Annotated in this window: 30 protein-coding genes; 29 read left to right on the top strand and 1 reads right to left on the bottom strand. The window is 26.4% G+C overall.

Translation table 11 applies throughout. The features are described from left to right. Position 1: 1 nt before the first annotated feature. Positions 2-1,738: an Rqc2 family fibronectin-binding protein gene (locus tag LPC13_RS05680; protein WP_005213033.1), complete on the bottom strand. Its 1,737-nt coding sequence runs from the start codon at positions 1,736-1,738 to the stop codon at positions 2-4. 86 nt (positions 1,739-1,824) lie between these two features. Here LPC13_RS05680 and dapF point away from each other — a divergent pair, with 86 nt between their 5' ends. The 29 genes from dapF to LPC13_RS05535 all read left to right on the top strand — a co-directional run bounded on the left by dapF (position 1,825) and on the right by LPC13_RS05535 (position 22,752). Then, positions 1,825-2,646 carry a diaminopimelate epimerase gene (dapF, locus tag LPC13_RS05675; protein ID WP_005213034.1) on the top strand — a complete coding sequence of 274 codons (822 nt, stop codon included), beginning with the start codon at positions 1,825-1,827 and terminating at the stop codon, positions 2,644-2,646. Between the two features lie 15 nt (positions 2,647-2,661). Next, positions 2,662-3,666, top strand: coding sequence for a hypothetical protein (locus tag LPC13_RS05670; RefSeq protein WP_005213036.1), 1,005 nt, complete (start codon positions 2,662-2,664; stop codon positions 3,664-3,666). A gap of 355 nt (positions 3,667-4,021) precedes the next feature. Continuing rightward, positions 4,022-5,149, top strand: coding sequence for a GspE/PulE family protein (locus LPC13_RS05665; protein ID WP_005213038.1), 1,128 nt, complete (start codon positions 4,022-4,024; stop codon positions 5,147-5,149). Then, positions 5,133-6,176 (top strand): type II secretion system F family protein, encoded by a 1,044-nt coding sequence (locus LPC13_RS05660; RefSeq protein WP_195244623.1) that lies wholly within the window; start codon positions 5,133-5,135, stop codon positions 6,174-6,176. The genes LPC13_RS05665 and LPC13_RS05660 overlap by 17 nt, the downstream gene beginning before the upstream one ends. Continuing rightward, positions 6,173-6,631, top strand: a complete 459-nt coding sequence (locus LPC13_RS05655) for a hypothetical protein (RefSeq protein WP_005213041.1) — start codon at positions 6,173-6,175, stop codon at positions 6,629-6,631. Before LPC13_RS05660 ends, LPC13_RS05655 begins: the two co-directional genes overlap by 4 nt. Beyond that, a complete protein-coding gene (locus LPC13_RS05650; RefSeq protein ID WP_005213043.1) occupies positions 6,621-7,064 on the top strand; it encodes a hypothetical protein in 444 nt (147 codons plus the stop codon). Before LPC13_RS05655 ends, LPC13_RS05650 begins: the two co-directional genes overlap by 11 nt. Beyond that, entirely contained in the window at positions 7,057-7,533 is a 477-nt protein-coding gene (locus LPC13_RS05645; protein WP_005213044.1) for a prepilin-type N-terminal cleavage/methylation domain-containing protein, read from the top strand. Before LPC13_RS05650 ends, LPC13_RS05645 begins: the two co-directional genes overlap by 8 nt. Next, entirely contained in the window at positions 7,524-7,964 is a 441-nt protein-coding gene (locus LPC13_RS05640) for a hypothetical protein (protein ID WP_005213045.1), read from the top strand. Before LPC13_RS05645 ends, LPC13_RS05640 begins: the two co-directional genes overlap by 10 nt. A 9-nt stretch (positions 7,965-7,973) precedes the next feature. Further along, positions 7,974-8,603 (top strand): hypothetical protein, encoded by a 630-nt coding sequence (locus tag LPC13_RS05635; RefSeq protein ID WP_005213046.1) that lies wholly within the window; start codon positions 7,974-7,976, stop codon positions 8,601-8,603. Beyond that, positions 8,581-8,973, top strand: coding sequence for a hypothetical protein (locus LPC13_RS05630; protein WP_005213047.1), 393 nt, complete (start codon positions 8,581-8,583; stop codon positions 8,971-8,973). The genes LPC13_RS05635 and LPC13_RS05630 overlap by 23 nt, the downstream gene beginning before the upstream one ends. Then, on the top strand, positions 8,966-9,334 hold the full coding sequence (locus LPC13_RS05625) for a hypothetical protein (RefSeq protein WP_005213048.1): 369 nt from the start codon (positions 8,966-8,968) through the stop codon (positions 9,332-9,334). The genes LPC13_RS05630 and LPC13_RS05625 overlap by 8 nt, the downstream gene beginning before the upstream one ends. A gap of 164 nt (positions 9,335-9,498) precedes the next feature. After that, positions 9,499-10,056 carry an elongation factor P gene (efp, locus tag LPC13_RS05620; RefSeq protein ID WP_005213049.1) on the top strand — a complete coding sequence of 186 codons (558 nt, stop codon included), beginning with the start codon at positions 9,499-9,501 and terminating at the stop codon, positions 10,054-10,056. A 182-nt stretch (positions 10,057-10,238) separates the two neighbouring features. Next, complete coding sequence (locus LPC13_RS05615) at positions 10,239-10,601, top strand: CD1247 N-terminal domain-containing protein (RefSeq protein ID WP_005213052.1); 363 nt, start codon at positions 10,239-10,241, stop codon at positions 10,599-10,601. 217 nt (positions 10,602-10,818) lie between these two features. Beyond that, the gene (gene spoIIIAA, locus LPC13_RS05610; RefSeq protein WP_040419316.1) at positions 10,819-11,748 is read left to right on the top strand and encodes a stage III sporulation protein AA; all 930 of its coding nucleotides are present in this window, start codon (positions 10,819-10,821) and stop codon (positions 11,746-11,748) included. Then, positions 11,733-12,251, top strand: coding sequence for a stage III sporulation protein SpoIIIAB (gene spoIIIAB / locus LPC13_RS05605; RefSeq protein WP_195244621.1), 519 nt, complete (start codon positions 11,733-11,735; stop codon positions 12,249-12,251). The genes spoIIIAA and spoIIIAB overlap by 16 nt, the downstream gene beginning before the upstream one ends. A gap of 14 nt (positions 12,252-12,265) precedes the next feature. After that, a complete protein-coding gene (gene spoIIIAC / locus LPC13_RS05600) occupies positions 12,266-12,466 on the top strand; it encodes a stage III sporulation protein AC (RefSeq protein WP_005213056.1) in 201 nt (66 codons plus the stop codon). 9 nt (positions 12,467-12,475) lie between these two features. Further along, positions 12,476-12,859, top strand: a complete 384-nt coding sequence (gene spoIIIAD, locus LPC13_RS05595) for a stage III sporulation protein AD (protein ID WP_005213057.1) — start codon at positions 12,476-12,478, stop codon at positions 12,857-12,859. Positions 12,860-12,867: 8 nt separating this feature from the next. Continuing rightward, complete coding sequence (gene spoIIIAE / locus LPC13_RS05590; protein ID WP_005213059.1) at positions 12,868-14,055, top strand: stage III sporulation protein AE; 1,188 nt, start codon at positions 12,868-12,870, stop codon at positions 14,053-14,055. A 3-nt stretch (positions 14,056-14,058) separates the two neighbouring features. Then, positions 14,059-14,643, top strand: a complete 585-nt coding sequence (gene spoIIIAF, locus LPC13_RS05585) for a stage III sporulation protein AF (protein WP_195244620.1) — start codon at positions 14,059-14,061, stop codon at positions 14,641-14,643. A gap of 4 nt (positions 14,644-14,647) precedes the next feature. Then, complete coding sequence (spoIIIAG, locus tag LPC13_RS05580; RefSeq protein WP_005213062.1) at positions 14,648-15,262, top strand: stage III sporulation protein AG; 615 nt, start codon at positions 14,648-14,650, stop codon at positions 15,260-15,262. 38 nt (positions 15,263-15,300) lie between these two features. Further along, positions 15,301-15,819, top strand: coding sequence for a SpoIIIAH-like family protein (locus tag LPC13_RS05575; RefSeq protein ID WP_005213063.1), 519 nt, complete (start codon positions 15,301-15,303; stop codon positions 15,817-15,819). 84 nt (positions 15,820-15,903) lie between these two features. Further along, positions 15,904-16,293 carry an Asp23/Gls24 family envelope stress response protein gene (locus tag LPC13_RS05570; protein WP_005213064.1) on the top strand — a complete coding sequence of 130 codons (390 nt, stop codon included), beginning with the start codon at positions 15,904-15,906 and terminating at the stop codon, positions 16,291-16,293. A gap of 188 nt (positions 16,294-16,481) precedes the next feature. Beyond that, positions 16,482-16,889 carry a transcription antitermination factor NusB gene (nusB, locus tag LPC13_RS05565; RefSeq protein WP_005213065.1) on the top strand — a complete coding sequence of 136 codons (408 nt, stop codon included), beginning with the start codon at positions 16,482-16,484 and terminating at the stop codon, positions 16,887-16,889. A gap of 33 nt (positions 16,890-16,922) precedes the next feature. Then, positions 16,923-17,771: a bifunctional 5,10-methylenetetrahydrofolate dehydrogenase/5,10-methenyltetrahydrofolate cyclohydrolase gene (locus LPC13_RS05560; protein WP_040419339.1), complete on the top strand. Its 849-nt coding sequence runs from the start codon at positions 16,923-16,925 to the stop codon at positions 17,769-17,771. Next, positions 17,761-18,972 carry an exodeoxyribonuclease VII large subunit gene (xseA, locus tag LPC13_RS05555; protein WP_195244619.1) on the top strand — a complete coding sequence of 404 codons (1,212 nt, stop codon included), beginning with the start codon at positions 17,761-17,763 and terminating at the stop codon, positions 18,970-18,972. The genes LPC13_RS05560 and xseA overlap by 11 nt, the downstream gene beginning before the upstream one ends. A 1-nt stretch (position 18,973) precedes the next feature. Beyond that, on the top strand, positions 18,974-19,189 hold the full coding sequence (gene xseB / locus LPC13_RS05550; protein ID WP_005213070.1) for an exodeoxyribonuclease VII small subunit: 216 nt from the start codon (positions 18,974-18,976) through the stop codon (positions 19,187-19,189). After that, positions 19,179-20,051 (top strand): polyprenyl synthetase family protein, encoded by an 873-nt coding sequence (locus LPC13_RS05545; protein ID WP_040419342.1) that lies wholly within the window; start codon positions 19,179-19,181, stop codon positions 20,049-20,051. The genes xseB and LPC13_RS05545 overlap by 11 nt, the downstream gene beginning before the upstream one ends. 17 nt (positions 20,052-20,068) lie before the next feature. Further along, entirely contained in the window at positions 20,069-21,931 is a 1,863-nt protein-coding gene (dxs, locus tag LPC13_RS05540) for a 1-deoxy-D-xylulose-5-phosphate synthase (RefSeq protein ID WP_005213073.1), read from the top strand. 11 nt (positions 21,932-21,942) lie between these two features. After that, positions 21,943-22,752, top strand: coding sequence for a TlyA family RNA methyltransferase (locus LPC13_RS05535; protein ID WP_005213074.1), 810 nt, complete (start codon positions 21,943-21,945; stop codon positions 22,750-22,752). The last annotated feature ends 25 nt before the right edge of the window (positions 22,753-22,777 follow it).

Raw genomic sequence — 22,777 nt, 5'->3', positions numbered from 1 at the left:
GTTAAATTTTAGTTATATTAAGATTAGTTAATTGTGAAGGTTCTGCATACATTGTATAGTTGGTATGATAAATAACCATTCCTGGGTTGGCTCCATTAGGTTTTTTAAGATTTTTTACTAATGTATAATCAACTGGTACTTTAGAGGAGTCTTTTGCTTTACTATAAAATGCAGCTAGAGTTGCTGCCTCTTCTAATGTATTATCTGGAATATTGTTTGAACAAACAATAACATGAGAACCAGGAATATTTTTAGTATGAAGCCACATAAAGTTTTTATTTGCAAATTTTAATGATAAATAGTCATTTTGAATATTATTTTTTCCTACAAAAATATCTATTCCATCAGAAGAGATATAATGAAGAGGTTTAGATGATTTTGATTTTTTAGAATTTTTATTAGACTTTTTCTTTCTTACATAACCTGTAGAAATAAGCTCTTCTTTAATATCATCTATTTCAGTGTAACTTTCACAATTTTCTATATTAGTTAATACAGAATATAAATAATTAAGTTCATCAGAATTTTTTTCTAATTGTTCAAGTGCAGATTCTTCAGATTTTTTTAATTTATTATATTTTTTATAGTAGCTTTGAACATTTTCAGAAGGACTCTTATTTTCATCTAAAGGAATTTCTATTTCTTCACTATTTTCGCTATAGAAATTAACTAAAGTTATAGAAGTATCACCTTTCTTTATACTATAAATATAAGAAGTTAATAAATCACCTTCTATTTTAAATTTTTCTTTATCAGAACACTTTTCTAAAAGTGAGTTTAGCTTCATTTCTTTTTTTAAACATCTATCAATATTTGTAGTAACTAGTTTGTGTAAATTTATAGAGCGTGATTTTATTCTTTCTTGTTTATCTTTTTCCATATAATATTTATCCATTAACTGGTTAACATCATCAAAACTTTCAGAAGTATAAGAAGCTTCTAATTGATTTAAGGAAATAGTATAAAAATCAAAATAATTGTTATCAGAATCTATATAAATTTTAAAATCTTTATTATCTGTTAAAGTATTTAAAAAATTAGAAATAAATTTATAAATTAAATCTACAGAGAAATCACTATTGTTTTTTAAATATTCAATATAAAGATGTTCTGATAATGGTTTGCTAATACCGGTAAAGCATGAAGTAAAGAAATTTTTATCAAAAATTATGGGATTTTCATGCAAAAATTGGGTTAAAGTGGTATTATTAAATGTGAATGGATTAATTTTAGTAGATTTAGGCGGAAGTTTATAAGTTATTCCAGGATATAGTACTCTATAACTATTAATGCTAGGAGAAATATGTTTAATACATTCCATTATTTTATTATCTCTTTCTCTAACCAAAGTTATATTACTATGTCTTCCCATTATTTCTACTATTAAAATATAGATACTGTTAAAGCCTAGTTCATCAGCAGCTTCTATATAAAATTTAACTATTCTATCACCCTCATGCTGAGTAATATCAGTTATTTGGCCTCCAATTAAATATTTACGTAAAACCATTGTAAACATTGGGGCTTGTAGAGGGTTTTGTTTTATTACATTTGTTAGATGAAATCTAGGATATTTGGATGAGGCAGAAATAAGCAGTTTAACATTTTTTCTGTCTTTTCTTAGTGTTAAAATTATTTCATCTTTTTCAGGTTGATTTATTTTGTCAATTTTAGAATTTATTATTGATTTTTTTAAATCTTCAACTAAACTATATAAGTAGATACCGTCTATTGCCATAAATGTTCATCCTTTCTTAGGTACTAATTAAGGTTAGTATAACATTAAAAGCGGTATTAGTTCAATGTGATTATTAGGGGGTTATTATGGAATTTGTAAAAATGCATGGAACAGGAAATGATTTTATTTTCATTTTAGATTTAGAATCTAAATTAAAGGGGCAAGAAAGTAAAATAGCAAAAAAGCTTTGTCATAGAAGATTTGGAATAGGAGCTGATGGATTAGTTTTAGTAAGAAATTCAAATTGTGCTGATATGAAAATGGACATAATAAATAGTGATGGCTCTAGCGCTAATATGTGTGGGAATGCCATTAGATGTTTTGGAAAATATGTTTATGAAAATTCTTTAGTTTTAAAAGATGAAATTAAAGTAGAAACTGGAGATGGAATAAAGGTTTTGAATTTGAATATAGATGAATATAATATAGTACAAGATGTTAGAGTATATATGGGTGAAATATCTTTTGATGGAAGCCGTATACCACTAAAAGATAAAAAAGAATTAATTAATGAAAAAATCACTGTAAATGGTAAAGAATATAATGCAACATCTATTTTAGTTGGAGTACCGCATACAGTTATTTTAGTTGATGATGACGATTATAATGTAGAAGAGGGAAAATATATTGAAAAATATGAATTATTTTTAGAAGGAACAAATGTTAACTTTGTAAAAGTTATTGATGACGAAAATATAAGGGTAGAAACTTGGGAAAGAGGAGCTGGAGCAACCTATTCTTGTGGAACAGGATGTTCTGCATCAGCTGTAGTTTGTAATAAATTAAGAAATACAAGGGGTAAAGTAAATGTTTTTGTACCAGGTGGTAAGCTTGTTATAGAAATAGTTAACAATTCTATTTTTATGATTGGTGGTGCAGAAATTATTTGTAGGGGGATAGTATATTAAGAAAAGGAGAAGTAGATGAAAAGGAAAGGGACTATATTATTTTATAGATTATTTATATTATCTATAAGCTTTTTACTTGTTGGCTGTAAGGCGCAAATAAAAATAGAGGAAAAACCATTAGCTTTAAAGGTGAAAATATCTAGAGGAGCTTTTGTAAAGCAAGAAGGAGAAAACTTCGATACATTTAATTTTATTAATGAGTATGACTATGAAGGTGTAGATACAGAAGATAAAGTAATAAATAATTTTAATTTACTAAGTAATACATATACGTATTTTAGAGGCACAAATTATTTTATAAATTATAAAGATAATGACATTAAAGTAGAAGAAGAAAATGTATCAAATTTTAAGATATCACCTAAAGGTAATTATGTTTTTTATTTTGCAAATAATGAATATTTGCAACCAATAAATTTTAATTTAGAAGAAAATACTTCTGAATTAATAGAAAATAAAGCTATAATATCAGGAAAATTTATAGATTGGTTTAATGATGATCAACTGATTTTTTATGGTATTGACGTTGAGAATAAAGTCAATGGTATTTTTACATATGATATAGTAACTAAGAAAGAAGCACTTTTATATGAAATAAATAATGGGTTTATAAGCTTTTTAGAATATATAGATGGAAAGGTTTATTTTGTTCAAAAGGATTTTGATGATAATGGAGTGCTTAAAAGTATAGATGAAGAAGGAAACATAAAAGAGGTATGTCTAGATATTACAGAAATATCAGATGTTGAAGTAAGTGATGAAAAAATATATGTTTTAGGAAAAATAAAAAATAATGTATATTCTATTTATGAAGTTTCAACAGGGGTAGCTCATAGGATTGTATATGATTTTCCAAGTAGCATTAATATAGAAAAGGGATTATCTATAAATGAAAATGGAGAATTAATGTTTATGGGACTTACTAATAATAAAAAAAGTGAAATATATAATTATTCAGATGATGGAATAGCGCTAATATCAAAAAGTGAAGGTGAATACAACTTTATAAATGTAAAATAGCAAGCTTAGAGTAAAATCTAAGCTCTTTTTATTTTTAATTGAATAAAAAAGAAAATAAGTGGACACTATCATAAATAGTAACCTTAAGGTTTAGGAGGGTGAGAAAATAAAGGTTAATATTGGTGATATAGATATTAGTATTTCACGAAAGATAAGCGAAGAAAAATCAAAAAAGCTTAAAGTTTTACCTTTTAAGGAGAAAAATAATGAAGTATTTATTTTTGTTTTAAAAGAAGAAGATTTTATAAGGGAAGAATTAAGTATTATTTTTAGAAAAAACATAAAAGAAATAATAGTAACTGAAGATGAATTAGAATATTATCAAAAGGTTGTATATTTAGGTTTAAGAAAGAACTTGGATCAAATTATATTATTAGAAGCTATTAAAGAAAAAGCATCAGATATTCATATGGAACCACATAAGGATAAGATTATAATACGCTTTAGGGTGGATGGATTTTTGAGAATAGTTTTTATATTTAAAGTAGAGGAATATTTACAGATTGTATCTAAAATTAAATTGAATTCAGACTTAGATATTACAGAAAAGAGAAGACCACAAGATGGTAAAATGACAATTAAAGATCAAGATAAAACATATGATTTGAGAGTATCTATAATACCTGTTTCTTACGGAGAAAAGATAGTAATAAGAGTTTTATATAGAGATGTTTTTAACTACTCTTTAAATAAGTTAAACTTGACAAAAACTCAAATAAATAACATTAGATACATTATGAAAAGTAACAATGGCCTTGTCTTTGTAAATGGGCCTACAGGAAGTGGAAAATCTACAACTTTGTATACTATGATACAAGAGTTAAACAATGAAGAAATAAATATTTCAACATTGGAAGATCCAGTTGAAGTAATTATAGATGGAATATCTCAAATGAGTATAAATACAAAAATAAATATAGGATTTGCACAAGGGTTAAGAAGTATATTAAGACAAGATCCTGACTTAATAATGTTAGGTGAAATTCGTGATGAAGAAACAGCAGAAATGACAGTTAGAGCGGCTCTTACAGGACATAAAGTATATTCTACTATACACACTAAGGATGCTAGAGAAGTTTTTATTAGATTAGAAGATATGGGAGTAGAAAGCTATTTAATAAGGGATTCAATAGTAGGAATAATATCACAAAGATTAATTAGGGTATTGTGTGATGAGTGTAAGAAAAAAGATATAAATATATTGGTATTAAATAAAAAAGTAGAGAGTTATAAGAAGTGTGGATGTTCTAAATGTAATTATAGTGGATATAGGGGGAGAGCTTTGGTAGCTGCAGTTCATATTATTGATAATAATACAAAAGAAGCTATAAGAAGAATTCATGAAGATAGAGATATATTAACCAATAATGAAATGATAGATAATTTAAATGATTTACTTATCAATGGAAAAATTTCATTTGATGACTATAATGATTTTATTAAATGGGAAGGAATAAGTCATAGTTATGAAAACGTTAAATAAAGGAAAAGCAAGAGATAAGGATTTATCTTTAATTGCTATAAATATAGCCAAGTTATATGAAGAAGATATAAATTTTTTGAAAATAATAGACTTATTAGACGAACTTCCACTTAGAAAAGATTATAAAGAATCAGTAAAAATGATATCACAAATTATAAAAAGAGGAGGATCTTTAGAAGAAGGATTTTCTATTGATAATAAACTATTTCCAGGATTTTTTGTATCTATGATTAGTATGGGAGAAAGTACTGGAAAAATTTCAAAGGTTTTTAATTCGCTTGGAATATTTTATGAAAAAATGGAACTTATAAAAAAGAAATTAATAAATACATTAACATATCCAGCAATTTTGATTGTAGCATTGATAGTATTATTTATGTTTGTAATTTTTTTCTTTATACCTAATATGACAAATGTCTATGAAGAAATGGGGAATGGTATGCCTAAAATTTATAATAGTATAAGTAAGTTTACAGAGTTTACAATAGAATATCCATTTATAACAAGTATATTTGTGGTGTTTTGGGGAGTACTTTTACCTTATATTTTATTTAAGAATTATTTTAAAAAATATATAAGAATTTTATGTGCTAAGATACCTATTTATAAGTTATTTAATGAGTATTTAGTTATTTCTATAATGTCAGTAATAGTTAATAGTGGCATAAATATTTCAGCTGGGATTAATCAATGTTGTAATTGTAATTTATTAAACAGTATTGCTAAAGAGAGGTTAATTATTATGAATGAAAGTATTATGAGAGGAAAATCAATAAGAGATTCTATGGATAAGAGTAAATTGTTTTCTAAATATACATTAGCACATATAAAACTAGGAGAAGAAAGTGGGACAATTGATGAAAGACTAAGTGTATTACAAGAAGAATTATTTTTAAGGTTAGGTATTAATATGGATAATTTATTAAAATTAATTGAACCTATATCCATAATTACAATGGCAGCAATAGTTATTGTATTTTTATTTGTATTTATATTACCTCTTTTTAATAATATTTTTAGTATATGATAACAAATATGAAAAAAGAAAAGAAGAAAGGATATACACTTATAGAAACTATAACGGTAATGTTTATGGTACTAATATTATTTTCAGCAATTTCTCATATAGGAAATAGTATAAAGAAAATCAAAGAATATGTGGCGGTAAAGGGTACTATTTTAGAAGTTGTAAATATTATTAGTTATGGAAAGCAATATTGTAGGAATTCAGAAGGTCAAGGAATAGTTGAGATTTATATGGAAAGTGGAGAAGTAAAATTGAAAGATGTTTCTTCAAAATATAAGATTATAAAAGAAATTAAATTGCCAAAGGGGCTAAGATTTTTAAGTAATCAAGAATTATATATAAATAATAAGGGACAAATAGAGTCAAATACTATAAGAATATTAGATAGTGATAAAAATTTATATAGAATAACAATATCTACAGGAGTTGATACAATAAATATTTATGAGGAATAGTAAACTTTTAAAAAAGAAAAAAGCAGTTACAATGCTTGAGGCTATAGTAAGTATTTTTATTATTTTTATTATGTTTAGTGTAGTTGTTAAACTTGTACAACATAACAATAAGATACTAGAGAAAAGGGAAGAAATAGAGCAAGGACATAGAGTAGTTTACTGTATAATGCAAGAAATAAAGTATAATATAAGCTTTAATGATGTAAAAGAACTTTATAATAATGAATTATTAAAGTATAAAAATTATAATGAACTATTAAGTGATTTAAGAAGTAGTAGTTTAAATTACATTGATATTGGTGAAGACATAATAGTTGATATTGAAGAGTTTAATGATAGTTTAAACATATTAATAAGTTTATATGATGCTAATAGTAATTTAGTTGTTGAAAGAGAATTTTTAAAATATAAGTGGATGGATTATTATGAGTAGGTATAAAAGAGGATATACGTTATTAGAATTTGTTGCAGTAATGTCAATGTTTCTTATAATTGGAGCAATAGTCATTAATTTAGGTATTTTTAGTGTTAAAGATTATTTAAATAAAGTTGATAAGGGAGTAATGTTAGAAAAGTTTGATAATGCAATGTTAAATATAGATATTATATGTAATAAAGCATCTATTGTATCTATAGATGGCAATGTAACAGCAGCTTTAGGTAAAGGAAATAATATAGTTATACAGTATATAGAAAATAATGAGGAAATTAAAAAAACAATATATTTAAATGGAAATAGACTTATGGTAAATACTGTGGTTATAAAAAATGGATATAATGTAGATGAAGGTAATAATGTAATATTAAGTAATGTAGAAAATTTTGAAGTTAATAAAAAGGGTAAATTAATATATTACACAATTGAAATTAAGAATAGTGGAGAAAGAATAAGATGTATTTAAATAAAAACAAAGGGATAATAATGTTAGAAGTATTATTAATACTTAATATTTTATTAGTTCTTATTATGTATAGTAGCAAGTTTATAGTTATAAATTGTAGTAAGTTTAATTTATACAATATTAAGGAAGATATAAAAGCAATTACTGAGAATGAAAATGAATTGTTAAGGGAAGTAATTAAAGAAATAAATGAAAAAGATAATATTAAAGAAATTTTTAATTTGTATAAAGAAGATAAAACTATAAGTTATGAATATTTTTATAGCGAAAATAAAGAAATTAGATTTTTAATTAAAAATGGAGAATTGTATATTGAAAATAAGAGCAATAAATCAAGGCCTATTGTTAGTAAATTAGATATGAAGATCTTAGAAAATGAAGAGATAGTTTTTATGCCAACAACTTATAAATTATATAAAAAAATAGTGTAAGGAGATTATATGAAAGAAATTATATTAGTTGATAATAGTAATTTTCATTATAAAGGGATAACTTACACCAAGGATGATATAAAAGAGAAGATAGGAAAGAAAGTAAAGTTTATATTATTAAATGAAAATATAATTGTTAAAAGTTTTGAAGATATAAGTAAAATAAATTATAACTTTATTGATGAAATTATAAAGATTGAATATGGAGAAGATTATGAGATTTTAACAGATTATGATTATTGTAAAAGATTAAAAAGACTTTATTTATATTCAATAGGAAATGGAAACTTGTTATATAGTGTTAGCAAAAAAGTAAATGAATTAAGTGTGGAGCCTATACAGTTTTACGCAAAAAATAGTTTGCCCAAAAAATTTAAACGTATTACTAATTATATATTAGTAATAATGATTGATAAAAGTATTTATTATATAGAGGTATTATATAATTGTATAGTTAAAAGTTATATAGAAAGAAATGTATCAAATATTTCTAATAAAATAAGCAACTATAATGCTAACCAAATATTATTAATTGATAAGAGTGTGGAACAATTTATAGATAGAAATATTAAGGAAAGTACAAATTTAACAATAATAAATATAGGAGGCAAAATAAATGAGCAAATATATAAAGCATAAAAAGTTTATTCCTATAAATTTTATTGAAAGTAAGAGCATGACTATAGAAAAGAATAATGGAAAAGCAATATTTCTTTTATTATTAATAAATATATTTCTATTTCCACAAAATATAAAGGGGATATTTTTAAAAGAGGAAAAGGATGAGTTTGTAGAAGTAAAAGCTAATGACTATATAGATATTAATGAAATAGAGAAATGGATTGCTTTAGATAATGAACATATATTGAGGTTTACTGTTAGAGATAATACTGGAAAAGTAGTATTAAAATCAGATGAAGCTCTTAATTATATTGAACAATTGGGAGTTACAATAAAAAAATATAATATTGAAGATGATGAAATATTAGTTGAGGTAGACTATGATTAGTAATTTAAAATTTCATTTAGGAGTAAATATAACAATAGCAATCTTAACTATAATTCAATTTGCAATATATATTCCTTTAAATTTTAAAAATGTAGAGATTTATGATAATGATATGCAGGTTATTTCAAATAATAAAGTAGAAGCATTTTCTACAATAAGAAATGAGCTTGAAAATATATATTCATTAAAAATAATAAATATGAAAAAAGAAAATGATAAATGGAATGTTAGAATTTCTGTAGAAGGAAGTAAAGAAGAAATATTGAGAATTGTGAATAAAATGGTAGAATTTCAAATATATAATTATAATATTGATGGAAAAGAAGGAAATTTGATATTAACTTTAGATTTATATAGATAAAATAATTAAAAATTTTAACGATATTGATGAAATAATTGCATTTCTTTAGTAATTTTGATAGAATGTTTTTGTTGTGTCATTAATCAACAAGATAAGTTATGACTATTTATTTTGAATAAAGGTCATAATAACTATGAATTCAAGTTATTTGGAGGGAAATTTTTATGATATCAGCAGGAGATTTAAGAAAAGGTACAACTTTTGAGTATGAAGGACAAGTGTATACTGTTATAGACTTTTTACACGTTAAACCAGGTAAAGGAGCTGCATTCGTAAGAACTAAGCTTAGAAACGTTATTTCAGGTGGGGTTACAGATACTACTTTCAACCCAACTGCGAAATTACAAGAAGCAGTAATCGAAAGAAAAGAAATGCAATACCTTTATTCTGATGGAGAATTATACTACTTCATGGATCAAGAAACTTATGAGCAAATTCCACTAAACTATGAAAAAGTTGAAGAAGCTATAAAGTTCTTAAAAGAAAACATGTTTGCAATCATTAAGTTCTACAAAGGAGATGCATTCTCAGTTGAAGCACCAAACTTTGTTGAATTATTAATAACTCAAGCAGATCCAGGAGTAAAAGGAAATACTGCAACAAACGCTATGAAGCCAGCTACATTAGAAACAGGAGCTGTTGTTAACGTTCCTATGTTCGTTAACGAAGGTGACACTATCAGAGTTGATACAAGAACTGGCGAATACATGGAAAGAGTTTAATATTTAAAGTAAATGCTAGGTTTTTAAACTTAGCATTTGTTTTATATTTAAGTACATATAAAATTTAAAAATAATAAAATGTTTTATTTTAGAATTTGTATATAAGGATATAATCAATAATATATAAGTATGAAATAAATTATGTTAAAGTAATTTATTTCTTTAGAAGGGAAGTGTAGCAGATGAAAGATGTTTATAATAAGATAGATAAGGTTAAAGCTGAAATTGAAAAGATAAAAGATGATAATTATTTAAATATATTTAATTCTTTTTCAGATATTTTAGAAAGTTTATCTTCTAAAGTAGAAGAGGTTATTTTACATCAAGAATATTTAGAAGAAAATATGGAGTATATTGGAGATGATTTAACTGATATACAAGATGAACTTTTTGAAGAAGTGTCTTTTGATGATTTATCAGCATTAGATGATGAATATATTGAAATAAGCTGTAAAAATTGTGATAAACCTATTTTTGTAGAGCAACAAGCATTACAAAATGGAAACTTTATACCATGTCCATTCTGTGGTGGAAATGCAAAATAAGGTAAATAAGAGCCGTTTCAAATAAATGATTTTTTAATCACTTATTTGAAACGGCTTTTTATTATTTAAAACAAAAAATAAAGGTAAAGATCAGAAAGTTAAAAATAAATATGTTAAGTATATTTTTAAATAAATAATTTACATATTTTTATATAACATGAATATTTATATAATATGTGAAATAGAAATTTATAGAGAAGTACATTTAAAGGAAGTGATGAAAGTGGAATATGAAGAAATTTATAGAATGCTTCCAAGTGGAATAAATGAAGAAGTAAAAAGATATTTCAAGATAGAAGGAGTGCAGGAAATAAGAGTAAAAATAGGAAAGCAAGTAATGTTAACCACTTCTAAAGGAGAAAAAATATTAGATTATACAATAACAAATGAAGACTTAAAATATATGATGTCTAAAATATCAAATTACTCATTATATGCATTTGAAGAAGAGATAAAACAAGGATATATAACAGTAAAAGGTGGCCATAGAGTGGGACTTGCTGGAGAGTGTGTTATGGTTAATGGAGAAGTTAGAACAATAAAAAATATATCATCCTTAAATATAAGAATATGTAATGAGGTAGTTGGTTCATCAAATAGGGTTATGAAATATATAACAAATAATAATAAAGTATATAACACACTTATAGTATCTCCACCTAAATGTGGTAAAACAACAATTCTTAGAGATATTGCTAGAAATATATCTAATGGAATGTATAGTTTAAACTTAAGAGGAAAAAAGGTTACTATAGTTGATGAGAGAAGTGAAATTGCAGGTTGCTATAATGGTATACCGCAAATGAATGTAGGAGTTAGAACTGATGTTTTAGATAATTGTTTAAAAAGAATAGGAATGATAATGGCTATAAGAAGCTTATCACCAGAAGTATTAATATGTGATGAAATAGGAACAGAAGGCGATTTAGAAGCATTAAATATGGCTTTTAATTCAGGAGTTAATATTATAGTAACAGTTCATGGTAATGATATTAATGATATTTACGGCAGAGAAATGTTTAGAAAACTAATAGATGATTGTATATTAGATCGAATAATAATATTAAGTAGTAAAAATGGAGCAGGTACTTTAGAGAAAATTTATAAAGTAAGTAGGGAGGAGGGATTAGTATGCTTAGATTTGTAATGATAAGTATTATGTTTATTATTTGCACATATATAGGATTTTATTATGGAGAAAAATATAGAACTAGAAGTTCAAATTTAAAAGAAATACAAAAGGCTTTTATTATGTTAAATAGTGAGATAAGTTATTCTAATACCCCACTTCCAGATGCATTAAAAAATATAAGTAATAGAGTAGGAGAACCAATTTCTAAAATATTATTAGATATGTCAATAAATTTAAATGATGTAGATATTAAAGGTGTATATGAGGCTTTTACAATAGCATATAAGAAGTATAAAGATGAGATAAACCTAAGTAAAGATGACTATAAAATATTAAGTGATTTTTTTAAGACTATAGGGGAATGTGATGCAGTAACACAAGAAAAAGTATTTACAGTTGCTTTAGAAAACTTAAATCTAAATTATATTGATGCAAATAATGAAGCAAATGTGAATGTTAAGATGTATAGAACACTGGGGATTTCAATTGGAATTATGATAGCTATATTTTTTATTTAATGGGAGGGTAAAAGATGCTTTTTGATGTAGGAATTTTATTTAAAATTGGTGCTATGGGAATTTTGCTTATGGTAATAGAAAAGGTGTTAGAAGCTAATGGAAAGAAAGAGATTGCAAGTTTAGCCAATTTAGCTGGGGTAGTAATAATACTAGTAACTGTTATAGGTATGGTTGCCAATCTTTTTGATACTGTAAAAACTATGTTTACTTTATAGAGGTTTATTATGGAGATTATTAAAGTTGTAGGATTTGCTTTTGCTGCAGTCTTCATATACTTACTATTAAAAGATAAGAAGTCAGATGTTGCTTTTTATGTATTGGTAGTAGCTGGGATATTAATATTTATGTATATGATAGGGCAGCTAGGTGAAGTTATTAATTTTATTGATGATATTGCAAGTAAGGCTAATATAAACACTGTATATATAGAAATAGTATTTAAAATACTTGCAATTGCTTATATTACATCTTTTTGCAGTGAAATATGCAAAGATGCAGGAGCATCTACTATTGCATCGAAAGTTGAGTTTTCAGGAAAAATTATGATTTTAGCATTAGCTATTCCAATTCTAATGGCTGTATTAGATTCTATTCTTCAAATAATGTAGGTGAGAATATGAAAAAGTATATATTAAAAATTGTGTTATGTGTAGTTATGTTTATTAATTTATATACAGTTATCCCTAGTTTTGGACAAAGTGTATTTGCAGAAGAAAACACTACTATAAGTACAAATGATGAAGTAAATTCAAAGCTAAATGGCTTATACGATTATATAAACACAATGAAAAGTGATGTGGAATTAATGAATGAATTAGATCCAGTTAGCTATATAGAAAGTTATATAGAAAATGGGGAAGGTAATATTTCAGTATCAAAGGTTTTAAGTGCAGTTATAAGTTTGTTTTTTAGAGAAATAAAGTCAGTACTAGCACTATCATTTTCTATAATTGTTATAGGTATAATTTGTTCATTGTTCAAAAATATACAATCAGCATTTTCAAGTGAAGGAATATCACAGGTAGCATTTTATGCATGTTATGCATTACTTATAATAATTTTATCAAAGACATTTATAATATCTTTAGATTTAGCTAAGGACGTTATAGTTGAAATAACAAACTTTATGTCAAAGCTTTTACCTGTGCTTGTTGTAATGCTTGCAGCAGCAGGTGGTTTAACACAAGCCGCTACAATTGATCCTATAGTGTTAGGCGCAACAATAATAGTACCAAAGATATATACAGACATAATAATACCGCTTATATTAATGACATTTGTGGTTAAATTTACAAATAATATTTCAAGTGAGCCTAAGCTTTCAAATTTAAGTGCTATGATGGAAAAGTCGGTTACTTGGATACAAGGTTTAGTATTGACAATATTTATAGGCTTGCTGACAATTAGAGGAATAACTTCATCTACAATTGATGCAGTTACATTAAAAACCAGTAAACTTGCAATAGAAAGCTTTGTACCAATAGTTGGTAAATCACTTTCAGATTCAATTGCATCCGTTGCAGGCTATTCATTAATAATAAAAAATGCAATTGGGTCTATTGGGTTAATAGCAGTAATATTAATAATAATATATCCCATAATTAAGATCGTATTATCATCAATGATATTTAAGCTTTCAGCATCTCTTTTAGAGCCTATAACAGATAAAAGAATAACAAGTTCTATTGCAGCAGCGGGAAAGTCATTAGTATTGATAATGTCCTGTGTTATATCAGTAAGTTTAATGTTCTTTATTTTAATTGCGATGATGATATCGGCAGGTAAGTTTGTTATAGGAGGATAGAAATTGAAATATATAAATGATTTTATTGTAACCTTAGTTATTATGATGATTTTCATAACAGCAGTAGAAATTATTGCACCAGATAATTCAATGAAAAAATACATTAAGTTTGTACTTGGACTTATATTAATATCTGTTATGTTAAATCCAATTATATATTTTTTCACAAAAGGGGAACAGAGTATTATTGAAGCAGTAGAATCTTATGAGGAAATGTTATATATGGGAAGCAGTGAGACTATAGAAAAAAATACAGAAGATGAAAAGGTTCAAGCTTTTAAAGAAAATTTAGATAAAAACTGTGATGCACTTTTAAAAGATGAGTTCTCAGGGAAAACATTTAAGTCAAATGTAGAGTGTACACTAGATATGAATAATATGACATATACAATAGATAAATTAGAAGTAGGAGTTAAAGATAATAGTGTAAAACTAATAGATAAAATAGATATAAGTATTAATAAAAGTGAGGAAACTATTTCTGATAAGGCACAAATAGAAGATGAGGAAAAAATAAAAGAATATTTAGCAGAAACATTTAAAATACCAGTAGAAAAAATAGAGATATATAGTTTAGAGGGAAGGTGAGTAAATGGATAAGGAAAAGTTTGATAAAGAAATTAGCAAATTATTAAAAAATAAAAAATTTACTAATTGTCTTATTGCATTACTGGTTGTTATTTTTCTTTGGTTAGCTGTTAGTACTTTTTCAGGTGGAGAATCAAATAATTCAAAAAGTAGCGAAAATACACCAAATGGAGCTACACAAGTTGCTACAGTAGAGGGAGAAATGACATCAAAAGAATTATTAAGTTATGAAGAAAAGCAACAAGAAGAGTTAAAAGAGATTTTAGGACAAATTGAAGGTGTAGGAAAGGTTACAGTAAAAATTTATTTTGAAAGCGGAGAGGTTAAAGTTCCTGTAACTAATAGTACAACTCAAGTGTCAGAAACACAAGAAGAGGATAGAGATGGAGGAACTAGAGTTACTACATCACAATCAGATTCAACAACAGTTGTAATGAGTAATAATGGAAGTAGTAATGAACCAGTTATTACTAAAGTGTATAAGCCTGAAATAACAGGAGTTTTAGTAGTAGCAGAAGGGGCTCAAAGCAGTAAGATAACATATGATATACAACAAGCAGTAGCTAGTTTATATAATTTAAGTTTTGACAAGGTTAAGGTATATCCAATGGCAAGTTAGCATATAATTTTATAGAAAGATATGGGAGGGAATAAAAAATGACAAAAAAACAATTTGGTATTATTTTCACATTGATGGCTCTTATAGTTTGTGTAGGAGTATTATCTGTAAAGTTAAATGGAGAAGGGTATAATGATCCAACTGATTTAGCTTCAATTTTAACACAAGAGAACACTGATGAATCAAGCAATGCAGACCAAACAGTAAGCACAAGTGAATATTTTTATAGCATGAGATTAACAAAGGAACAACAAGATCAAAAGTATATTGATGATATGAAAGCTATAAGCGAAGATCCAAATGCGTCTCAAGAACAAAAAGACATAGCAAATAATGCGTTAATAGAAAAGACTAAGATTCAAGAACAAGAAGGAAGAGTAGAAGTAGATATAACAAGCAAAGGTTATAAAGATGCAATTTGTATGATAGACCAATCACAAGTAAAAGTTTATGTTAAAGTAGATGATAAACTAAGCGAAGAAAATTCAGCTTCAATAAAGAAAGTTGTTGAGGATATAACTGGATTAACAGATGTTAATATAACAGCAATGAAATAATTCGTTGTAATATAATAGGTATTTTGCTATAATAAACATAAGGAAAAACAGGTTTAGATAATAAACCTTAAGGAGGTTTTTGTTTTGGAAAATAATGTAGGTGAAAAAGCCTTAGGAATAGTTAAAATTTCCGATGAAGTAGTAAGTATTATAGCCGGAATAGCAGCAGATGAGATTCAAGGCATAGTAGGAATTCCACATGGAGTTTCAAATAACATATCACAAATATTAAAAGGTAAAAAGACAACTAATAATAAAAGTGTTAAGGTTACTTTAGAAGAAGACAAAGCTGTTATAGAATTAAATGTAGCAGTAGAATACGGTATTAAAATTCCAGAAGTAGTAAGTGAAGTTCAAGAAAATGTTAGAAAAACAGTTGAAGCTATGACTGGTTTAAATGTAGATACTGTAAATGTAAATGTTCAAAACATATATGTTAAAAAACAAGAACAAGAAGCAGTTAAAGAAGTATAATTAAATTGGCTGTTGCATATTTGCAGCAGCTTTTTGTTGTTAAAAATATTTAAAAATTTGTATCATATTTTTATTTATTATAGACATAAATAAGATAATATTGTAATATACATATGTTTAATTAATATATTATAAGTTTATAATACAATTAAGATAGAAAGTATTTTATATACACTTAGGAGGAAGTTATGAAAAGACAAAAATCAAGAGAAAAAGCAATGGAGCTGCTTTTTAGCATGGAACTTAGCAAAAATAGTTATGAAGAAACAATAGAAACTTTTGTAGAAGACTATGAAATGGATCTAAAAACTATTGATGTAGATTATATAAAAACAGTGGTAAGAACAGTAACTTTTGAAATGAAAAAAATTGATGAAGTAATTGAAAAAGCATTAGTAAACTGGAAGTTAGACAGAATATCAAAGGTTAACTTAACAATATTAAGATTAGCAGTTGGTGAAATGATGTTTATAGATGATGTACCAGGAAGAGTTGCGATAAATGAAGCTGTAGAATTAACAAAGAAGTATTCAGATGATAAGAGTTGTTCATTTGTTAATGGGGTATTAGATAAAGTTTTAAAAGAAGTAGAATAGTAGAAAAAGTATAGTATTGGAGGATTATGTGTGATGGGAGAAAGAATAGATGGAAAAAATATAGCTTTAGCAATAAAAGAAGATATAAAAAAGTTTATAGAAGCTAGAAAAAGCCAAAATCTTCAAATACCTAAAGTTGCATCTATATTAGTAGGAAATGATGGAGGTTCTATCTTTTATTTAAATAACCAAGAGAAGGTAGCCATATCATTAGGATTAAACTTTGAAAAAATTCATTTAAATGTAGAAGTAGAAGAAAAAGAATTAATAAGTAAAATAATTGAATTAAATAATGATGATACTGTATCAGGTATTATCCTTCAATTACCATTACCAAAGCATATAGATGAAAAGAAGGTTATAGCTAATATTTCTCCTTTAAAAGATATTGATTGCTTAACATTTGTAAATCAAGGTAAATTGTATATGGGAGAAGAAACATTTTTACCTTGTACTCCAAATTCAGTATTAACAATATTAAAAAGTTTAAATATTGAACTAGAAGGAAAAGAAGTAGTTGTAATAGGTAGAAGTAATATAGTAGGTAAACCAGTATCTGCTTTAATGCTTAAAGAAAACTGCACTGTTACGACATGTCATTCAAAAACACGTAATTTGAAAGAAGTTTGCAGTAGAGCAGATATTTTAATTGTTGCAATAGGAAAAGCAAAATTTATAGATTCTAGTTATGTAAAAGATGGAGCAATAGTAATAGATGTTGGTACTAATTCTGTTGATGGAAAAATAACAGGAGATGTTAATTTTGATTCTGTAATTGATGTAGCATCTTTAGTTACACCGGTACCAGGAGGTGTAGGAGCACTAACAACTACTCTACTTATGAAAAATGCATGTAAGGCAGTGGAAGAGTATGAAAATTAAAACATTATCAGTTTGTGAAGTTAATAATTACATAAAAAAAGTTTTAGATAATGATTTTATACTTAATAATCTTTCAGTACGAGGAGAGATATCAAACTTAAAATATCACACTAGTGGGCATATTTATTTTTCTTTAAAAGATGAATTTTCTAAGATAAATTGTATTATGTTTAAAGGTAATGCTAATAATTTAGATTTTTTACTTAAGGAAGGGATGTCTGTTATTGTAAGTGGTAGAGCCTCTGTTTATACTGCAAGTGGTTCATTTCAGCTATACTGTAATAGTATAGAACAAGAAGGTGTTGGAAATCTTCATGTTAAATTTGAAAAGCTTAAAGAAAAACTAAGTAGGGAGGGGTATTTTAATGATGAATTTAAAAAGCCCCTTCCTAAAAATCCATATAGAGTAGGTATAGTTACATCAGAAACTGGAGCTGCTATTTGTGATTTAACAAACGTTATAAGACGAAGAAATAGTAAGGTGGATATAGTATTATATCCAGCAGCGGTTCAAGGAGTAAATGCTTATAAAACTATAATTGAAGGTATAAAATATTTTAATAAAAGTAAAAGTGTTGATGTAATTATTATAGGTAGAGGTGGAGGTTCTATTGAGGAACTTTGGAATTTTAATGAAGAAGAGTTAGCAATAGAAATTTTTAAATCAAAGCTTCCAATTGTTTCAGCAGTAGGTCATGAAATAGATTTTACTATTTCAGATTTTGTTGCTGATTTTAGGGCAGCAACACCATCACAGGCAGGGGAAATAGTTGTACCATTAGAAAGTGAACTAAATTATAATATAGATAGATGTAAAGAAAAATTGATAGCAATTATAGAAAATAAAATTTATAACGAAAAGTCAAAATTAGAGACATTAAATAAAGTTTTAAATTTAAATTCTCCATCAAATAAAATTGCTAATGAATATATTAATATAGATAATTTAAAAGAAAAACTTAATAATATTATCTACCATAAGATAAAAAGTAATAAAGAAAAAATATTTTCTTTAAATAGCATTTTACAGGCACATAATCCTATAAATATATTAGGTAAAGGTTATGCTATAATTGAAGGAGAAGATAATAGGGTACTAAAAAGCAAAGAATCTTTTAAAGATAAAGAAGATCTATTAATAAAAATGCAAGATGGATATGTAAAAGGGGAATTTACCCTATTAGAAAAGGGGGAGATTTAAAATGGCTAAAAAAGAAAGTTATAATGATATGCTAAATAATTTAGAGGAAATTTTATCTACACTTGAAAAAGATGAATTAAGTTTAGAAGAAGCCATGAAGGAATACGAAAAAGGAAGTAAACTTATAAATAAGCTTTATAAAACTTTAGATAATTTAGAAGGGAAATTTATTACTATAAAAGAGAATATTGAAGTGGTGAAAGATGATGATAATTAAAGAAGTTAAAGAAGAGATAAATAATTATCTAAAGGATTACTTTGAGAATAAGGGAAGCTATAATAAAATAATATATGATTCGGCAAGTTATAGTATAAACATAGGTGGAAAAAGAATAAGACCCATACTTATGATATTAACTTATAGTATGTATAAGGACAAATGGAAGGATATTATAGAAGTTGCAAGTGCAATAGAAATGATTCATACTTATTCATTAATTCATGATGATCTTCCTTGTATGGATAATGATGATTTAAGAAGAGGAAAACCAACTAATCATAAAGTATATGGTGAAGATATAGCAGTTCTTGCTGGTGATGCATTATTAAATGAGGCAATGACTCTTATGATTAAATATTCATTAAACTCAGTAAATAAGAATGCTTTATTAGCAACTTATAAGATAAGTGAAGCTGCTGGAATGAACGGCATGATTGCAGGTCAGATTGTTGATATAATAAACGAAGGTAAAAAAATATCTGCAGATGAATTAAAATATATGCACGCAAAGAAAACAGGTGAACTTATTAAAGTTTCTATTGTAGCAGGAGCATTACTTGGTGATGCAAAGGAAGAAGAAGTTTCAAAGCTTGAAGTCTTTGGAGAAAAATTAGGGTTAGCATTCCAAATAAAAGATGATATACTAGATGTAATTGGAAGTACAGAAAAACTTGGAAAAACTGTTTTAAGTGATGAAGAGAATAACAAGACTAATTTTATATCTATGTATGGTTTAGAGTTTTGCCAAAAGGAATGCAAGAGGCTAACTAATGAATGTATAGAGATTTTAGAAAGTTTATCAGTAAATACAGAGAATTTAAAAGAGTTAACTTTAAATCTTTTAGATAGAGAATATTAAACAAAGGAATGATATGTATGTCAAAATTTTTAGAGAAGATAAATTCTCCGGAGGATGTGCATTATTTAACTAGCAAAGAATTATATGAGCTTTCTGACGAAATAAGAGAATTTTTAATAGAAAGTGTTTCCAAGACTGGGGGACACTTATCTCCTAATTTAGGAGTTGTAGAATTAACTTTAAGTTTATATAAAACTTTTAATCTAGAAAAAGATAAGATTGTATGGGATGTTGGACATCAAAGTTATGTGCACAAAATATTGACAGGCAGAAAAGAAAGATTTAATACATTAAGAAAATATGATGGACTATGTGGTTTTCCAAAAAGAAGCGAAAGTAAATATGATGTTTTTGGAACAGGCCACAGTAGTACATCAATATCAGCTGCACTAGGAATGGCTAGAGCTAGAGATATAAAGAAAGAAGATTATCATGTTGTAGCAGTAATAGGCGATGGTGCATTAACTGGTGGAATGGCTTTAGAAGCATTAAATGATGTAGGGTTTAATAAAACCAATATGATAGTTGTATTAAATGATAACCAAATGTCAATATGTAAAAATGTAGGGGGATTATCTAATCATCTAAATAAATTAAGAATTGGACCAGGATATAATAAATTAAAAGAAGATATAAATTCAACTTTAAATACATCAAATACAGGAAAAGTTATAAGCAGTTATTTACATAGAATAAAAGATGGAGTAAAGCATGCATTAGTTCCATCTATGTTGTTTGAAAACATGGGAATTAAATATATAGGACCAATTAATGGGCATGATATTGAGCTTATGAATGAAGTTTTATCAAAGGCAAAACAAATTCACGGTCCTGTAATTATTCATACAGTAACTCAAAAAGGTAAAGGATATGAGTTTGCAGAACAAAATCCTAATAAGTTTCATGGTGTTTCTCCATTTGATTTAGGAAGTGGAGAATGTGCTATGTCAGGTAAAAAAACTTATTCTAAGGTTTTTGGTGACACTATGATAGATATTGCTAAAAATGATGAAAATGTTGTGGCAATTACTGCGGCTATGCCTGATGGTACAGGCTTGAAAGAATTTTCAAAAGAATATCCTAATAGATTTTTTGATGTAGGGATTGCTGAAGAACATGCAACTACACTTTCAGCAGGAATGGCAAGTGCAGGTTTAAAACCTGTTTTTGCAGTGTACTCAACTTTCTTACAAAGAGCATACGATCAAATTGTTCATGATGTATGTATTCAAAACTTACCAGTTGTTTTTGCTATTGATAGAGCAGGGATAGTTGGAGAAGATGGTGAAACACATCAAGGTGTTTTTGATTTATCATATTTAAGCCAAATTCCAAATATGAGAATATTAGCACCAAAACATTTAGATGAATTATCACTAATGCTTAAATGGGCTCTTAAAGAAAATAAAGGACCAATAGCTATAAGATATCCAAGAGGCACAGATTGTACAGATAATATAAAACCATTAAAAGAAATAGAAAATGGTAAATGGGAAAAGATAATAGATGGAGAAAAAATAGCAATAATAGCTGTTGGAAAGATGGTTCAGCATGTTATGTTAGCTAAAAAGTTATTAAATGACAATGATATTAATCCAACTATTATAAGTGCAACATTTGTAAAACCAATGGATACTGAAATGCTAAAAGAAGTATGTGACAAGGGTTATAATGTTATAACTATTGAAGATAACAACATTAGTGGTGGTTTTGGAAGTTATGTTTTAATGGAGTTAAATAAATTAAACTTTAAAGGTAAATTTAAAGCACTTGGATATGAAGATAAGTTTATTCCTCATGGAGATTTAAAAAATCTTTATAGAGATTCTGGATTAGATGCAGATGGAATAGTAAAAAGTGTTTTAGATATACAAAAGTAAAGGAGAAAATAATGGCATCAAAAAAAGAAAGATTAGATATATTATTAGTTGATAAAGGTATATGTACCTCAAGAGAAAGAGCTAAAACTAATATTATGGCAGGCTTAGTATTTGTTGATGGTCAAAGAGTCGATAAAGCAGGAGAAAAAGTAAATATAGATGCAGATATAGTTTTTAAAGGTGAAGAACTTAAATATGTAAGTCGTGGTGGACTTAAATTAGAAAAAGCTATGAATGAATTTAATATTTCTCTAAAAGATAAAGTCTGTATGGATATTGGTGCATCTACAGGTGGATTTACAGATTGTATGCTTCAAAATGATGCAAGCAAAGTTTTTTCAGTAGATGTAGGATATGGCCAATTTGCGTGGAAATTAAGAACAGATGAGAGAGTAGTTTGCATGGAGAGAACAAATATAAGATATGTAACTCCAGAGGATATTGGTGAAAAATTAGATTTTGCATCAATAGATGTATCTTTTATTTCTCTTAGAACTATTATGCCTGCTGTTAAAAATTTATTAAAGGAAACAGGTGAAGTTGTAGCATTAATAAAACCACAATTTGAAGCTGGTAGAGATAAAGTAGGAAAAAAAGGTGTGGTTAGAGATAAGGAAGTTCATCATGAGGTAATATTAAAGATAGTTAATTACCTTATAGAAAATGAATTTAATATCTTAGGCTTAAGTTATTCACCAATTAAAGGCCCAGAAGGAAATAGAGAGTACTTAGTTTACTTTACAAAAGATAAAGAAAAAGAAAGTAATTTTGAATTAAGTATAATTGATAATATTGTAAATGAATCACATAGCCAGCTTTAAAAGCTGGCTTTAGGTGTATGATAGT

Source organism: Clostridium celatum (genome assembly GCF_021412605.1).
Taxonomy (GTDB): Bacteria; Bacillota; Clostridia; order Clostridiales; family Clostridiaceae; genus Clostridium; species Clostridium celatum.
This window is presented reverse-complemented; position numbering and strand designations above follow the sequence as displayed.

What these genes read in the sequence shown, in the direction of transcription:
- LPC13_RS05680 (WP_005213033.1), bottom strand. Translation starts at nt 1,738, where the DNA reads ATGGCAATAGACGGTATCTACTTATATAGTTTAGTTGAAGATTTAAAA.
- dapF (WP_005213034.1), top strand. Translation starts at nt 1,825, where the DNA reads ATGGAATTTGTAAAAATGCATGGAACAGGAAATGATTTTATTTTCATT.
- LPC13_RS05670 (WP_005213036.1), top strand. Translation starts at nt 2,662, where the DNA reads ATGAAAAGGAAAGGGACTATATTATTTTATAGATTATTTATATTATCT.
- LPC13_RS05660 (WP_195244623.1), top strand. Translation starts at nt 5,133, where the DNA reads ATGAAAACGTTAAATAAAGGAAAAGCAAGAGATAAGGATTTATCTTTA.
- LPC13_RS05655 (WP_005213041.1), top strand. Translation starts at nt 6,173, where the DNA reads ATGATAACAAATATGAAAAAAGAAAAGAAGAAAGGATATACACTTATA.
- LPC13_RS05650 (WP_005213043.1), top strand. Translation starts at nt 6,621, where the DNA reads ATGAGGAATAGTAAACTTTTAAAAAAGAAAAAAGCAGTTACAATGCTT.
- LPC13_RS05645 (WP_005213044.1), top strand. Translation starts at nt 7,057, where the DNA reads ATGAGTAGGTATAAAAGAGGATATACGTTATTAGAATTTGTTGCAGTA.
- LPC13_RS05640 (WP_005213045.1), top strand. Translation starts at nt 7,524, where the DNA reads ATGTATTTAAATAAAAACAAAGGGATAATAATGTTAGAAGTATTATTA.
- LPC13_RS05635 (WP_005213046.1), top strand. Translation starts at nt 7,974, where the DNA reads ATGAAAGAAATTATATTAGTTGATAATAGTAATTTTCATTATAAAGGG.
- LPC13_RS05630 (WP_005213047.1), top strand. Translation starts at nt 8,581, where the DNA reads ATGAGCAAATATATAAAGCATAAAAAGTTTATTCCTATAAATTTTATT.
- LPC13_RS05625 (WP_005213048.1), top strand. Translation starts at nt 8,966, where the DNA reads ATGATTAGTAATTTAAAATTTCATTTAGGAGTAAATATAACAATAGCA.
- efp (WP_005213049.1), top strand. Translation starts at nt 9,499, where the DNA reads ATGATATCAGCAGGAGATTTAAGAAAAGGTACAACTTTTGAGTATGAA.
- LPC13_RS05615 (WP_005213052.1), top strand. Translation starts at nt 10,239, where the DNA reads ATGAAAGATGTTTATAATAAGATAGATAAGGTTAAAGCTGAAATTGAA.
- spoIIIAA (WP_040419316.1), top strand. Translation starts at nt 10,819, where the DNA reads ATGAAAGTGGAATATGAAGAAATTTATAGAATGCTTCCAAGTGGAATA.
- spoIIIAB (WP_195244621.1), top strand. Translation starts at nt 11,733, where the DNA reads ATGCTTAGATTTGTAATGATAAGTATTATGTTTATTATTTGCACATAT.
- spoIIIAC (WP_005213056.1), top strand. Translation starts at nt 12,266, where the DNA reads ATGCTTTTTGATGTAGGAATTTTATTTAAAATTGGTGCTATGGGAATT.
- spoIIIAD (WP_005213057.1), top strand. Translation starts at nt 12,476, where the DNA reads ATGGAGATTATTAAAGTTGTAGGATTTGCTTTTGCTGCAGTCTTCATA.
- spoIIIAE (WP_005213059.1), top strand. Translation starts at nt 12,868, where the DNA reads ATGAAAAAGTATATATTAAAAATTGTGTTATGTGTAGTTATGTTTATT.
- spoIIIAG (WP_005213062.1), top strand. Translation starts at nt 14,648, where the DNA reads ATGGATAAGGAAAAGTTTGATAAAGAAATTAGCAAATTATTAAAAAAT.
- LPC13_RS05575 (WP_005213063.1), top strand. Translation starts at nt 15,301, where the DNA reads ATGACAAAAAAACAATTTGGTATTATTTTCACATTGATGGCTCTTATA.
- nusB (WP_005213065.1), top strand. Translation starts at nt 16,482, where the DNA reads ATGAAAAGACAAAAATCAAGAGAAAAAGCAATGGAGCTGCTTTTTAGC.
- LPC13_RS05560 (WP_040419339.1), top strand. Translation starts at nt 16,923, where the DNA reads ATGGGAGAAAGAATAGATGGAAAAAATATAGCTTTAGCAATAAAAGAA.
- xseA (WP_195244619.1), top strand. Translation starts at nt 17,761, where the DNA reads ATGAAAATTAAAACATTATCAGTTTGTGAAGTTAATAATTACATAAAA.
- xseB (WP_005213070.1), top strand. Translation starts at nt 18,974, where the DNA reads ATGGCTAAAAAAGAAAGTTATAATGATATGCTAAATAATTTAGAGGAA.
- LPC13_RS05545 (WP_040419342.1), top strand. Translation starts at nt 19,179, where the DNA reads ATGATAATTAAAGAAGTTAAAGAAGAGATAAATAATTATCTAAAGGAT.
- dxs (WP_005213073.1), top strand. Translation starts at nt 20,069, where the DNA reads ATGTCAAAATTTTTAGAGAAGATAAATTCTCCGGAGGATGTGCATTAT.
- LPC13_RS05535 (WP_005213074.1), top strand. Translation starts at nt 21,943, where the DNA reads ATGGCATCAAAAAAAGAAAGATTAGATATATTATTAGTTGATAAAGGT.